The following is a 13,297-nucleotide window of genomic DNA, read 5'->3' on the forward strand; positions in this document are numbered from 1 at the left end:
CAAAGCCGCAGCTTTCCAGCATGGAACGACTATTGCCCGAGAATGGCGGGTGACAGCGCCTGTCACCTCTTATATCCGGTGAAGCATGGACAGCGTCACGACTGAGCACAAGGCCGAGGTGGACGATCGTTTCGACACCGCGCGGATCACCGTCGCGGTCGATGCGCTTGCCGAGAAGCATGAGGGCCGCGAGGACACGTTCCGGACGGCCATGGCGCAATTGCTCAAGGCCGAGCTGATCGCAGCCCGCGCCGCGGCACAGGCGATCCTGCTGAAGGACCGTCACGGCCGCCGCTGCGCCGAGCGACTCTGCCACGTGCAGGACGAGATCATCCGCATCCTGTACTCGGCGGCAACCCGGCATCTCTACCGCTCGCCGATCCCCAGCGGAGCCGAGCGCATGGCGGTGGTCGCGACCGGCGGCTATGGCCGCGGCCTGATGGCCCCGGAATCCGACATCGATCTCTTGTTCATCCTGCCCTACAAGCAGACCGCCTGGGGTGAGCAGGTCGCCGAAGCCATTCTCTATTGCCTCTGGGACATGGGGCTGAAGGTCGGTCACGCCACGCGCTCGGTCGATGAGTCGATCCGGCAGGCGCGCGGCGACATGACCATCCGCACCGCGATCCTGGAAACGCGCTTCCTGACCGGCGACCAGCCGCTCTATGACGAACTGGTCGCGCGCTTCGACAAGGACGTGGTGCAGGGCACGGCGTCCGAATTCGTCACTGCAAAGCTCGCCGAGCGCGAGGAGCGCCATCGCCGCGGCGGCCAGTCGCGCTATCTGGTCGAGCCCAACGTCAAGGACGGCAAGGGCGCGCTGCGCGACCTGCACACGCTGTTCTGGATCGCCAAATACGTCTACCGCGTCCGCGACACCGACGAGCTGGTCGAGCGCGGCGTGTTCGACGCGCAGGAATACCGCACCTTCCGCCGCTGCGCCGACTTCCTCTGGTCGGTGCGCTGCAACCTGCACTTCTACTCCGGCCGCGCGGAGGAGCGCCTCTCCTTCGATCTCCAGCGCGAGATCGCGGTCCGGCTCGGCTACACCTCGCATCCCGGCATGCAGGACGTCGAGCGCTTCATGAAGCACTACTTCCTGGTCGCCAAGGAAGTCGGCAACCTCACCGCCATCCTCTGCGCCAAGCTCGAGGACCAGCAGGCCAAGCCTGCGCCGGTGCTGAGCCGGATGATGGCACGGCTGCGCCCCACCCCCGTGAAGCGGCGCGTGCCTGAGAGCGACGATTTCATCGTCGACAACAACCGCATCAACGTCGCCGCGCCCGACGTGTTCAAGCACGACCCGGTCAATCTGATCCGGATCTTCCGCCTGGCGCAGAAGAACAACCTGGCCTTCCATCCGGACGCGATGCGCGACGTGACGCGCTCGCTCGGCCTGATCAACGCGCAGCTTCGCGAAAATCCGGAAGCCAACCGGCTGTTCATGGAGATCCTGACCTCCGACAACGCCGAGATCGTGCTGCGGCGGATGAACGAGACCGGCGTGCTCGGCCAGTTCATCCGCGCTTTCGGCAAGATCGTCTCGATGATGCAGTTCAACATGTATCATCACTACACCGTCGACGAGCACCTGATCCGCTGCGTCGGCTTCCTGCAGGACATCGAACGCGGCGGCATCGAGGAGTTCGCGCTGGCGAGCGATCTGATGCGCAAGATCCGGCCCGAGCATCGCGCCGTGATCTACATCACGACGCTGCTGCACGACATCGCCAAGGGCCGGCCCGAGGATCATTCGATCGCCGGCGCCAAGGTGGCGCGGCGGCTCTGCCCGCGGCTCGGCTTCAGCGCGGCCGACACCGAGCTCGTGGCCTGGCTGATCGAGGAGCATCTGACGATGTCCACGGTCGCGCAATCGCGCGATCTCTCCGACCGCAAGACGATCGAGAATTTCGCCGCCGTGGTGCAGTCGGTCGAGCAGATGAAGCTGCTGACGATCCTGACCACCGCCGACATCCGCGGCGTCGGTCCCGGCGTGTGGAACGGCTGGAAGGCGCAGCTATTGCGCTCTCTTTATTATGAAACCGAACCGGTGCTGACCGGCGGCTTCTCGGAAGTCGACCGCGGCAAGCGCCTGACGGCCGCCTACGCCGAATTCCGCATGGCCTTCGCCGAATGGCCGGCGGACGAGCTCGATGCCTATATCGGCCGGCACTATCCGGCCTATTGGCTCAAGGTCGAGCTGCCGCGAAAGATCCGCCACGCCCGCTTCGTCCGCTCCAGCGAACAGGCCGGCCACAAGCTCGCGATCAATGTCGGCTTCGACGAGGTGCGCGGCGTCACCGAGCTCACGATCTTCGCCGCCGACCATCCCTGGCTGCTCTCGATCATCGCGGGCGCCTGCGCCTCGGCCGGTGCCAACATCGTCGACGCGCAGATCTACACGACGACCGACGGCCGCGCGCTCGACACGATCTCGATCTCCAGGGAATACGACCGCGACGAGGACGAGGGCCGGCGCGCCACGCGCATCGGCGAGATGATCGAGGACGTGCTGGAAGGCAAGCTGCGCCTGCCCGAAGTGGTGGCGCGGCGCACCGTGCGCAGCAAGGCGCGGCCGTTCGTGATCGAGCCGGAAGTGACCATCAACAATCAATGGTCCGACCGCTACACGGTGATCGAGGTCTCCGGCCTCGACCGCCCCGGCCTGCTCTACGAGCTGACCACTGCGATCTCGAAGCTCAACCTCAACATCGCCTCGGCCCATGTCGCGACCTTCGGCGAGCGCGCCCGCGACGTGTTCTACGTCACCGACCTCCTCGGCGCACAGATCAACGCGCCGACCCGCCAGTCCGCGATCAAGAGCGCGCTGACCCATGTGATGGCCGGCGACAAGGCGGTTCAGCCGGCGGCGTGACTTTCTCTCGTCATTCCGGGCTCGCCGCTACGCGGCGCTCTGGAAATGATGAGAGGTCGGCACGCTATGCCTTCAACCCCTTGCTAATCATCGCGCCGGCTTTTGTTCAGAGAGCCGCAGCGCATTCACGAGGGCAGACAGCGCGGCTGGCTGATGCCGACGACTGGGATAATACATGAAGAAGCCGGGAATTGGCGGCGTCCAATCCTCCAGCACCCTGACAAGGCGGCGCTGCGCAATATATCCGACGACCTGCTCTTCATAGGCGATTCCGACACCAACTCCGGCGAGCGCCGCCTGAATCACCAGGTGAGTATCGTCAATGACGAGCGGCCCGTTCACGTTGATCGTGACCGACTTTCGTCCCTGCTCAAACTCCCACCGATATGGGCCACCCGCAAGACGCAGGGTAATGCATCGATGATCGTTGAGATCCTTTGGCTTTTCGGGGATGCGTCGTGAAGCGAAATAGCGCGGCGACCCTACGACCGCCAATCGCAATTCGCGCGTGACACGAACCGCGATCATGTCCTTTTGAATGTACTCGCCAAGCTGAATACCGGCATCGAACTCGCCTGCAACAAGATCCACGGGGCCAGTGACGGTGACAACGTCCAGGACGATGTCAGGGTAGGCCTCGGCGAAAGCCCTTAGCCGCGGCAGCAATACCATCACGGCAGCTGATCGTGACATGACAATTCGAAGGCGACCCTCGGGTCGGTGCCGAACGTTTCGGGCTTTGTCGAGGGCATGCCGAATTTGCTCGAGTGCGGGCGACAAGTCTTCCAGGAGAGCGGCCCCCGCAGCGGTTGGTGCAACGCTCTTGGTTGTTCGCGCGAGCAGCTGCAGCTCAAGCCGTTGCTCAAGCCTCCGGATGGTGTGGCTGAGGGCAGACTGAGACACACCCAGCTTTGTCGCAGCGCGTGTAAAGCTTCGTTCACTGGCCACGACTGCAAACGTAGCGAGCTCGTTCATTTCGTTTGTCATCGTTCATGAATATCGCTCATGAGCCCATGCCATGCAAGGCGACTAGTCTCATAAGCCACGTTGCCCTAGTCATGCGCAAGCAGGTGACGCTCGGCACAGCTGGCCGAGCCGCATGAATGAGTTCGGTGTAACAGCTTTGAGGATGACGATGGATACGGACGCTCCCGCCTTGCGCTCCCTTGCGCAGACCTATTTCGATGCCGCCTATGAAATGGATGCCGAGAAATTTGCATCCATATTCCACCCCTTGAGTTCCGTGACGAAGGTCGCCGAGGACGGCAACGTGGACGTGACGCCGATTGCGACCTGGCTGGCAGCGGTCCGCAACATGAAAGCTCCGAAGCAACAGGGCTTCGAGCGCGACGATCAGATCCTGTCGGTGGATATTGAAAGAGAGCTCGCGCTCTTGAAGGTGAAATTGCAGATTCCGCCGCGTTCCTTCACGGACCTGTTGTCATGCCTAAAGGTGAACGGGACCTGGAAGATCGTGCAGAAGGTGATGACGTCGAAAGTCTGACGGTTTCGGTTACACCGCCGCCAATCGCTCACACATTCTCAAACGGGCCCTCAAACCTCCACGCCCTCATGCCGCAGCAGCCAGCGCTTGCGCTCGAGGCCGCCGCCGTACTTCACCAGCGAGCCATCGGCACCGATCAGGCGGTGGCAGGGCAGCACCACGCTGATCGGGTTGGAGCCGTTGGCATGGCCGACGGCTCGGATGGCCTTCGGCATGTCGATCCTCGCAGCCATTGCACCGTAGCTCATCGTGGTGCCGGCAGGGATTTGCGCCAGCGCGGTCCAGACCTTCTGCTGGAACGGCGTGCCGGCGATGCGCCAGGCAATGCCCGAGAGCTGGCCGAGATCGCCTTGGAAGTAACGTGACAGCGCAGTCCGCATCTGTGTCGGCGCCGGCCGATCGTTCAGATCCACCGCGCCGTAATGCAGGCGCAAGAGCTCGCGCATGCGGTGCTCGTAATCGTGCCAGTCGAGCGCGCGCAAGGCACCTTGCGCATCGGTGACGAGCAACGCGATCCCAATCGGCGTCGGCAGCCGATCGAGGCCGAAACGTTCGGGCGTCTTGATTGATCGAACGGCCATTTGCGCCACCATTGCATCGAAACACGCCATCGCACTTGCCATGCCGACCGTGCTAAGGTCCACCCGAAAGCTGGGGGGCTCAACTTGATTTGGATCGCCAATATCCTGGTGGCGCTGGTCGCCGCACTGCACGCCTACTTCCTGATCCTGGAGATGTTTCTCTGGGACAAGCCGCTGGGCTTGAAGACATTCCGCAATACGCCGGAAAAGGCCGAGATCACGAAAGTGCTGGCCGCCAACCAGGGGCTCTATAACGGCTTCCTCGCCGCGGGGCTGATCTGGGGCATCATCCACGGCAACCCGGCCTTCGCGTTCCAGATCAAGGCATTCTTCCTGCTCTGCGTGATCGTGGCCGGCGCCTACGGCGCGGCGACCGTCAGCACCCGCATCCTGCTCGTACAGGCGCTCCCGGCGGCGGTCGCGCTGGTTGCCCTGCTCCTGACCTGAGACGCTTCGGCGCAGCGCCGCGATCCTTGCGCGGCGCCGGACCTTCCTCCACAATCTTCGGCAGCGATGGCGACCGTTATCAACGGGAAAAGACCGTCGGCCGGAAATTCCGCCAGGAGGAACAACCCAGATGAACAATCGCAGAGCCTTTATAGCTGCCACGGCTGCGTTCGCCTTCGCGTTCTCAGCCAGCCAAGCCCTCGCCCAGAAGAAATACGACACCGGGGCGAGCGACACCGAGATCAAGATCGGCCAGACCGTGCCGTTCTCCGGCGCCTACTCCGTCTACGCCAATATCGGCAAGACGCAGGCCGCCTACTTCAAGATGATCAACGATCAGGGCGGCATCAACGGCCGCAAGATCAACCTGATCCAGTATGACGACGCCTATTCGCCGCCGAAGACCGTCGAGCAGGTGCGCAAGCTCGTCGAAGGCGACGAAGTCCTCTTCACCTTCCAGATCATCGGCACCGCCGCCAACGCCGCCGTGCAAAAATATCTCAACGGCAAGAAGATCCCGCAGCTCCTGGCGTCCACCGGCGCCGCGCGCTTCAACGATCCGCAGAACTATCCCTGGACCATCGCCTATAATCCCAACTACGTGTCCGAGGGACGGATCTACGCAAAATACATTCTCAAGGAGCATCCCAACGCCAAGATCGGCGTGCTCTACCAGAACGACGACATGGGCCGCGACTATCTCGCCGGCCTCAAGAGCGGCCTCGGCGACAAGGCGGCCAGCATGATCGTCGGCGAGGTCTCCTACGAAGTCACCGATCCGACGGTGGATTCGCAGGTGGTCAAGCTGAAGTCGCTGGGCGCCGATCTCTTCTACGATGCCTCGACACCGAAATTCGCGGCGCAGGCCATCAAGAAGGTGGCCGAGCTCGGCTGGAATCCGGTGCACATCCTCGACATCAATGCGAGTCCGATCTCGGCGACGCTGAAGCCGGCCGGCCTCGACATCTCCAAGGGCATCATCTCGACCCAATACGGCAAGGAGCCGAGCGATCCGCAGTGGAAGGACGATCCGGGCGTGAAGGCGTTCTTCGCATTCATGGACAAGTATTTCCCCGAAGGCGACAAGCTCAACACGGTCAACACCTATGCTTACTCGGTCGCCGAGCTGCTGACGCAGGTGCTGAAACAGTGCGGCGACGACCTGTCGCGTGAGAACGTGATGAAGCAGGTCGCCAACATCAAGGACTTCACCCCGAGCTTCGCGCTGCCCGGCATCAAGATCAACACCGGCCCGAACGACTACCGCGTCAACAAGCAGATGCAGATGATGAGGTTCAACGGCGAGCGCTGGGAGCTGTTCGGACCGATCATCGAGGACAACGGGCCGGCGGGTTAGTTCTGTCGCGGTCGCAGGGTGGGTTAGCTCGCGGCTGCGCGGAGCGCAGTCCGCTGGCGTAACTCACCTCCTTTCGCTTCTGCGGAGACAGACAGTGGTGGGTTGCGCCTTCGGCCAACCCACCCTACGAACTGAGTGTCTCCGTCCACCTTGCGTTGCAACAATCGTTCCTCCACACTCGCCCTCAGCGATGGCATCGGGCGCGCAACAGCGCGCCCGATCGATCATCGGCAATAACAAGCTGAGGAAATTGCGAATGAGGAATGGAATGCTGCATCTGGCCACCGCAACGGCGCTGACCCTGGCGCTGTCGGTCTCCGCGGCCAATGCCCAGAAAAAATATGATCCGGGCGCGAGCGACACCGAGATCAAGGTCGGACAGACCATGCCGTTTTCGGGACCGGCGTCGGCCTATTCGTCGATCGGCAAGACCCAGGCCGCCTATTTCAAGATGGTCAACGACCAGGGCGGCATCAACGGCCGCAAGATCAATCTGATCCAGTATGACGACGCCTATTCGCCGCCGAAAGCCGTGGAGCAGATTCGCAAGCTCGTCGAGAGCGACGAGGTGCTGCTGACCTTCCAGATCATCGGCACGCCCGTGAACGCGGCCGTCCAGAAATATCTCAATGCCAAGAAGGTGCCGCAGCTGTTTGCGGCGACCGGCGCCTCGAGGTTCACCGATCCGAAGAACTTTCCGTGGACCATGGGCTATAATCCGAACTACTTCGTCGAAGGCCGCATCTACGGACAGTACATCCTGAAGGAGCATCCGAACGCCAAGATCGGCGTGCTCTATCAGAACGACGACCTCGGCAAGGACTATCTCAACGGCATCAAGGCCGGTCTCGGCGACAAGGCCGCCAAGATGATCGTGACCGAAGCGTCCTACGAAGTTTCCGATCCCACGGTCGATTCACAGATCCTCAAGATCAAGGACGCCGGCGCCGACCTGTTCTTCAGCGCCAGCACGCCGAAGCAGGCGGCGCAGGCGATCAAGAAGATCGCCGAAATGGGCTGGCATCCGGTGCAGATCGTCGACATCAACGCAACCTCGGTCGGCGCGGTGCTGAAGCCGGCCGGCCTCGATGCCGCCAAGGGCCTGATCAGTGTCAACTACGGCAAGGAACCGCTCGATCCGACCTGGAAGGATGACGCCGGCCTGAAGAGGTATTTCGACTTCATGGCCAAGTACTATCCGGATGGCGACAAGGACTCGAACTTCAACACTTACGGCTACGGCACCGCCCAGCTGCTGGTCCATGTGCTCAAGCAGTGCGGTGACGATCTGACGCGCGAGAACGTCATGAAGCAGGCGGCTTCGCTGAAGGACGTCACCAGCGACATCGCGCTGCCCGGCATCAAGGCCAACACCTCGGCCACCGACTACCGCGTCAACAAGCAGCTTCAGATGATGAAGTTCAACGGCGAGCGCTGGGAGCTGTTCGGCCCGATCCTGGAGGATGCGGGTCCGGCGGGCTAGTGTTGCTCTCGTAGGGTGGGTTACGCCCAACGGACTGCGCTCCGCGCAACCGCTGCGCTAACCTACCCTACGAACTCCTACTCCGGTATTTCTCCAAAGCCCTTCCCGACCGGCAGCACCGCGTGCCGGATCAATCGCGAATCCTCCACCGCGGCCTGCCGGTGCTTCACCGCCTCGCGATAGACGGGATCGCGGATCATCTCGACGAAGGCGGCGACGCTGGGATATTCGGCGATGAAGCAATGGTCCCAGCGCTCCGTCTGCGGCCCGATCAGCATCAGCTCGAACTTGCCCTGCCAGACGATGCGGCCGCCGAGGCGCTCGAACACCGGACCGCTCTCGCGGCCATAGGCCGCATAGGCTTCCGCGCCGCTCGCCTTGCGGCCGTCAGGATAGGCCGCCTCCTGGCGCAAACGCACCAGATTGAGCATGTGGATGGGGCCGGGGCGGTCGTTGTCCCGGAACTGCGCAAAAATCTCCTTGGTCGGATCGATGTGGCCCATGCGGGTTCCCTCTTCTTGATGCGGTCGATCCTAGCTCTGGCGCCTGGGAAGCGGAACTGCGGCAGGCGAATGCCGCACCTCCTAATCGCGCGTTAACGTCGGGGTAACCGGGCCTTAAACAGCGACCGCTAGCGTGCGACGGGGCGGGCTGACCGGGCGTATTGCGTATGGGGCTGGGAAAGAAAAAGGGTGGGCGGAAGGAGCCGTTGTTCGGCTTGCCCGCGGCGCTCGCCGATCTGCGCCTGACGGCGGCGGACCGCATCCCCGGCGGCGACGACAAGCCGAAGAAATCAGCGAAATCACCTGCCAAGCGCAAGAGCGACGATGCCGGTGACGAGCCGCCGCGCGAGAAGCCGCAGCCGAGCCGCAGCGGCGCCAAGCGGCGATCCAGATCGCGTATCGGCGCCGGCCTCGGCCGCCTGGTCTATTGGGGCGCGGTGCTGAGCCTGTGGGGCGTGATCGCGGTGATCGGCGTCGTGATCTATGTCGGCGCCCATCTGCCGCCGATCCAGTCGCTGGAAATCCCCAAGCGCCCGCCGACGATCCAGATCGTCGGCATCGACGGCAGCATGCTGGCGCAGCGCGGCGAGATGGCCGGCGCCAACGTCTCGCTGAAGGATCTGCCGCCGTATCTGCCCAAGGCATTCATCGCCATTGAGGACCGCCGTTTCTATTCGCATTTCGGCATCGATCCCGTCGGCATCCTGCGCGCGCTCGTCACCAACGTCATGCATCGCGGCGTGTCGCAGGGCGGCTCGACGCTGACGCAGCAGCTTGCCAAGAACCTGTTCCTGACCCAGGAACGCACCATGCAGCGCAAGCTGCAGGAGGCGGAGCTCGCGATCTGGCTGGAGCGCAAGCATTCCAAGAACGAGATTCTGGAACTCTACCTCAACCGCGTCTATTTCGGCTCGGGCGCCTATGGCGTCGAGGCAGCGGCGCAAAAATATTTCGGCAAGTCCGCCAGGAACGTCACCGTCGCGGAAGCCGCGATGCTGGCCGGCCTCGTCAAATCGCCCTCGCGGCTGGCGCCGAACCGCAACCCCGAAGGCGCGGAAGCGCGCGCGCAGATCGTGCTCGCGGCGATGGCGGATGCAAAGTTCATCACCGACGCGCAGGCACAGGCCTCCATCGGCCACCCCTCCTACAACGTGAAGCCGGCCGGCGCCGGCACGGTCAATTACGTCGCCGACTGGATCGGCGAGGTCCTGGACGATCTGGTCGGCCAGATCGACGAGAGCATCAAGGTCGAGACCACGATCGATCCGAAGCTGCAGAGCGTGGCGGAAGCCGCCATCATCGACGAGCTCGCGGCCAAGAGCGTCAAGTTCAATGTCAGCCAGGGCGCGCTGGTCGCGATGACGCCCGACGGCGCCGTACGCGCCATGGTCGGCGGACGGAACTATTCCGAGAGCCAGTACAACCGCGCGGTCACGGCAAAACGCCAGCCAGGCTCCTCGTTCAAGCCGTTCGTGTACCTGACCGCGCTCGAGCAGGGGCTGACGCCGGACACGATGCGCCAGGACGCGCCGATCGAGGTCAAGGGCTGGAAGCCCGAGAACTACACCCATGAATATTTCGGCGCGGTGACGCTGACGCAGGCGCTGGCGATGTCGCTCAACACCGTCGCCATCCGCCTCGGCCTCGAGGTCGGGCCGAAGAACGTGGTGCGCACCGCGCACCGGCTCGGCATCTCCTCGAAGCTCGAGGCCAATGCCTCGATCGCGCTCGGCACCTCCGAGGTCTCGGTGGTCGAGCTGGTCGGCGCCTATGCCCCCTTCGCCAATGGCGGCCTCGCGGTGGCGCCGCACGTCGTCACGCGGATCAGGACGCTCAGCGGCAAGCTGCTCTACATGCGCCAGCCTGACGAGCGCAATCAGGTCATCGACCCGCGCTATGTCGGCATGATGAACACGATGATGCGGGAAACCTTGATCAGCGGCACCGCCAAGAAGGCGGAGATCCCCGGCTGGCCGGCGGCCGGCAAGACCGGCACCAGCCAGGATTACCGCGACGCCTGGTTCATCGGCTACACCGCCAACCTCGTCACCGGCGTGTGGCTCGGCAATGACGACAATTCGCCGACCAGAAAGGCAACCGGCGGCGGCCTGCCCGTCGAAGTCTGGTCGCGCTTCATGCGCGCGGCGCACGAGGGCGTGCCGGTGGCGGCCCTGCCGAACTCGCAAGCGACCTGGGGCCTGTCGAACCTCGCCCAGGCGGCATCGCAGGTGTCGCCGCCGACCGCGGCGGCGCCCGGACCTGTCGCGGCGACCAATGGCGGCTATCGCCCGCCGCCTCCGACCCGCGCCAATGTGCGGCCGGAAGCGGCGGCAGGGCTCGACGGCTGGCTGATGGACCGGCTGTTTGGCGGAAATCGCTAGGTGTTCCCGAGGTTCTTGAGACCCTCGAAACATAAAATCGCGAAAACAACCCCATGCACAGTAGCCGGTGATGTCTGGCGCGGTGCGCGGTGGATCGTGCGAAGCGTTTGATGTGGAGAGGAAAATCGAGCGCGCAGCGCAATCGTCGCTGCGGAGGACTGGAATCGCGCGAAACGCGCTGACATCTGCCCGTCATTCCCCGCGAACGCTTCGGCAAATCCTGCCCATGGCGGCAAGATCGACCGAGGCCAGCGCCCCCTGAAAGCAAAAACACCAGTCTCTTCAGGCTCTCGCTATTGGTCCAGGATTTGCTCTCATAGGTTGAGCAAGTAAGCGAGGAGCGTTCCATGATATCCGGTGTATCCAGCGCGGCATTGCCCCATCTGCGGCCCGCCTCAACATCCGCTTCAAATGCGACATCGGGTCTCCAGCCTGCGGTACCGGACGCGACTGACGCTGCGACCAGCGGCTTCCGGATTGACGTCTCGCAGGTCAAGCCGCTGTCAGGCGCCAAGCCGATATCGGTGGCGGACAATCCTGTCCTGCGCGACCTGATGGCAACGAACTGGCTGATGACCCATGATACGAGCGCGACTCAAGCTGCCGTCTCGGACGATGCGCCGGAGAACACCTATGCTCGGGTGAAAGTCGACGGCAAGGTGGTGGCCACTCTGTACAATGGCGGCTCCTCGACGATGACCAACGCGGCGGCCGCGAAGATCGGCAATCTGCAGGATCCTCCCGGTCTGAGCGGACCGGATCTGGCGCAATGGCGCGCCGACACCTACGCCGAGCTGCTTGGCGGCACCGTCGAAAAGGCTCCCACCGCGATCACGCAATCGCAATGGACACCGCGTCAGAGCAGTTCTGCGACCTACAGCCGCGATCAACTCGATGCGGCCTTCCAGGCGATGCTGGCCGAGGGCCAAAGGGTCATGGCGCAGCAGCAAGCGCCGTATCTGGCGACACGCGCGCGGTCGGGGACGAGCGCGGATTTCAGTACGTGAGCGTCGTTTGATGCCGCCCCGCTCATCGCTGTCATTCCCCGCGAAAGCGGGGAATCCAGTACGCCGCGGCGTCTCGGTTTGACAAGAACCGCCTCTGGAATACTGGATCGCCCGCCCCAGTGCGCAAGCGCGCACAAGGCGGACGATGACAGTGTTTGCTGGGCTCGCCAGCGGGGCCTAATCCTCGACCCCGTACCGGTGCAGATCATTCCCGTACGTGTCGAGCCACTTCTTGGCGCGCTCCATCGACGGGCAGACCTTTCCGCAGACGCGCCAGAACCGCGCCGAATGGTTCATCTCGACGAGGTGGGCGACCTCGTGCGCGGCGAGGTAGTCGAGCACGAAGGGTGGCGCGAGGATGAGGCGCCAGGAAAACGACAGCGAGCCGGCCGAGGTGCAGGAGCCCCAGCGGCTGGACTGATCACGAATCGAGAGGCGCTTGACCTTGACGCCGAGCTCGGCGGCGTAGGCCTCCGCCGAGCGCTGGAGATCGCGGCGCGCCTCGCGCTTGAGGAAGTCGCTGATGCGGCGGTCGACATGCTCGTGCCCGCCGGCGACGCAGAGAATGCGTTCACCGCTGTCGCGCACTTCGGTCCACACCGTGCCGCGCGTGCCGGCACGATGCACGATGCGGTGGGAAACGCCGCGAAGCGGTATCACTGTGCCGGGTTGGAACGGCGCCGCCTTCGGCAATCGGCCGAGACGTGCCGCGATCCACGCACCATGACGCTGCGCGAAATCCTTGGCTTCGGCCAACGTGCCGCGCGGCGGGATGGTGAGGATGGCTTCGCGATCGCTCGGATGAATTCTGAGCGTGTAGCGGCGCGCGCGGCGATGCCGGCGCAGTCGGATCGCAAAGAATTGCGATCCGTGGGTGATCAGGAGGGTCTTCGGTTCGTGGGGCCGTCGATAGAGGAGCGCGCGAGTGGCCATGTCTGTCAGTCCGGGGGGCAGGAGGGCGCCCGGATTCTGCCATAACCGCCGCCAGGGAAAGCGCTCGGCGCAAAAACAAATCATTTGCCCAATATACAGGGGTTAGGCGTCCGGGAGACCCTACAGACTGGGGTTGGAACCGGCTTTTTTCGCCCCCGCTGGATGCATGCGGTACCCCCAAGGGTTGAGGGGAGACTCACTCCTATAAAGCTACCTAAATACCGCG

11 protein-coding genes are annotated in these 13,297 nt (G+C 63.6%); 7 read left to right on the forward strand and 4 right to left on the reverse strand.

Features of this window, described 5'->3' with window-relative positions; genetic code table 11:
* The first annotated feature begins 85 nt into the window (after positions 1-85).
* Complete coding sequence (locus tag NLM15_RS43095; protein WP_254124048.1) at positions 86-2,875, forward strand: [protein-PII] uridylyltransferase; 2,790 nt, start codon at positions 86-88, stop codon at positions 2,873-2,875.
* A gap of 87 nt (positions 2,876-2,962) precedes the next feature.
* Here NLM15_RS43095 and NLM15_RS43100 read toward each other — a convergent pair whose 3' ends face one another.
* On the reverse strand, positions 2,963-3,862 hold the full coding sequence (locus NLM15_RS43100) for a LysR family transcriptional regulator (protein ID WP_254124049.1): 900 nt from the start codon (positions 3,860-3,862) through the stop codon (positions 2,963-2,965).
* A 112-nt stretch (positions 3,863-3,974) separates the two neighbouring features.
* Between NLM15_RS43100 and NLM15_RS43105 the strand changes: the two genes are divergently transcribed.
* Positions 3,975-4,379, forward strand: a complete 405-nt coding sequence (locus NLM15_RS43105; protein ID WP_254124050.1) for a nuclear transport factor 2 family protein — start codon at positions 3,975-3,977, stop codon at positions 4,377-4,379.
* 50 nt (positions 4,380-4,429) lie between these two features.
* On the opposite strand, the gene NLM15_RS43110 is transcribed toward NLM15_RS43105, so the two are convergent.
* Positions 4,430-4,960, reverse strand: a complete 531-nt coding sequence (locus NLM15_RS43110; RefSeq protein WP_254124051.1) for a methylated-DNA--[protein]-cysteine S-methyltransferase — start codon at positions 4,958-4,960, stop codon at positions 4,430-4,432.
* A gap of 84 nt (positions 4,961-5,044) precedes the next feature.
* On the opposite strand from NLM15_RS43110, the gene NLM15_RS43115 reads away from it, so the two are divergent.
* The 3 genes from NLM15_RS43115 (at position 5,045) to NLM15_RS43125 (ending at position 8,247) form a co-directional block, all read left to right on the forward strand.
* The gene (locus tag NLM15_RS43115; RefSeq protein WP_254124052.1) at positions 5,045-5,407 is read left to right on the forward strand and encodes a DUF1304 domain-containing protein; all 363 of its coding nucleotides are present in this window, start codon (positions 5,045-5,047) and stop codon (positions 5,405-5,407) included.
* A 130-nt stretch (positions 5,408-5,537) separates the two neighbouring features.
* Positions 5,538-6,764 carry an ABC transporter substrate-binding protein gene (locus NLM15_RS43120; RefSeq protein ID WP_254124053.1) on the forward strand — a complete coding sequence of 409 codons (1,227 nt, stop codon included), beginning with the start codon at positions 5,538-5,540 and terminating at the stop codon, positions 6,762-6,764.
* Between the two features lie 256 nt (positions 6,765-7,020).
* On the forward strand, positions 7,021-8,247 hold the full coding sequence (locus NLM15_RS43125; RefSeq protein ID WP_254124054.1) for an ABC transporter substrate-binding protein: 1,227 nt from the start codon (positions 7,021-7,023) through the stop codon (positions 8,245-8,247).
* A gap of 77 nt (positions 8,248-8,324) precedes the next feature.
* Here NLM15_RS43125 and NLM15_RS43130 read toward each other — a convergent pair whose 3' ends face one another.
* Positions 8,325-8,750: a DUF1330 domain-containing protein gene (locus NLM15_RS43130; RefSeq protein WP_254124055.1), complete on the reverse strand. Its 426-nt coding sequence runs from the start codon at positions 8,748-8,750 to the stop codon at positions 8,325-8,327.
* A 167-nt stretch (positions 8,751-8,917) separates the two neighbouring features.
* On the opposite strand from NLM15_RS43130, the gene NLM15_RS43135 reads away from it, so the two are divergent.
* Positions 8,918-11,131 (forward strand): transglycosylase domain-containing protein, encoded by a 2,214-nt coding sequence (locus NLM15_RS43135; RefSeq protein WP_254124056.1) that lies wholly within the window; start codon positions 8,918-8,920, stop codon positions 11,129-11,131.
* 347 nt (positions 11,132-11,478) lie between these two features.
* Complete coding sequence (locus NLM15_RS43140; RefSeq protein WP_254124057.1) at positions 11,479-12,138, forward strand: hypothetical protein; 660 nt, start codon at positions 11,479-11,481, stop codon at positions 12,136-12,138.
* A gap of 177 nt (positions 12,139-12,315) precedes the next feature.
* Here NLM15_RS43140 and NLM15_RS43145 read toward each other — a convergent pair whose 3' ends face one another.
* The gene (locus NLM15_RS43145) at positions 12,316-13,155 is read right to left on the reverse strand and encodes a M48 family metallopeptidase (RefSeq protein ID WP_254124058.1); all 840 of its coding nucleotides are present in this window, start codon (positions 13,153-13,155) and stop codon (positions 12,316-12,318) included.
* Positions 13,156-13,297 lie beyond the last annotated feature (142 nt).

Origin of the sequence: Bradyrhizobium sp. CCGB20, assembly GCF_024199855.1 — a bacterium.
Lineage (GTDB): Bacteria > Pseudomonadota > Alphaproteobacteria > Rhizobiales > Xanthobacteraceae > Bradyrhizobium.

Bases quoted from the DNA above. Each gene is read 5' to 3' on its own strand.
- NLM15_RS43095 (WP_254124048.1), top strand. From the start codon at position 86: ATGGACAGCGTCACGACTGAGCACAAGGCCGAGGTGGACGATCGTTTC.
- NLM15_RS43100 (WP_254124049.1), bottom strand. From the start codon at position 3,862: ATGACAAACGAAATGAACGAGCTCGCTACGTTTGCAGTCGTGGCCAGT.
- NLM15_RS43105 (WP_254124050.1), top strand. From the start codon at position 3,975: ATGAATGAGTTCGGTGTAACAGCTTTGAGGATGACGATGGATACGGAC.
- NLM15_RS43110 (WP_254124051.1), bottom strand. From the start codon at position 4,960: ATGGCCGTTCGATCAATCAAGACGCCCGAACGTTTCGGCCTCGATCGG.
- NLM15_RS43120 (WP_254124053.1), top strand. From the start codon at position 5,538: ATGAACAATCGCAGAGCCTTTATAGCTGCCACGGCTGCGTTCGCCTTC.
- NLM15_RS43125 (WP_254124054.1), top strand. From the start codon at position 7,021: ATGAGGAATGGAATGCTGCATCTGGCCACCGCAACGGCGCTGACCCTG.
- NLM15_RS43130 (WP_254124055.1), bottom strand. From the start codon at position 8,750: ATGGGCCACATCGATCCGACCAAGGAGATTTTTGCGCAGTTCCGGGAC.
- NLM15_RS43135 (WP_254124056.1), top strand. From the start codon at position 8,918: ATGGGGCTGGGAAAGAAAAAGGGTGGGCGGAAGGAGCCGTTGTTCGGC.
- NLM15_RS43140 (WP_254124057.1), top strand. From the start codon at position 11,479: ATGATATCCGGTGTATCCAGCGCGGCATTGCCCCATCTGCGGCCCGCC.
- NLM15_RS43145 (WP_254124058.1), bottom strand. From the start codon at position 13,155: ATGATTTGTTTTTGCGCCGAGCGCTTTCCCTGGCGGCGGTTATGGCAG.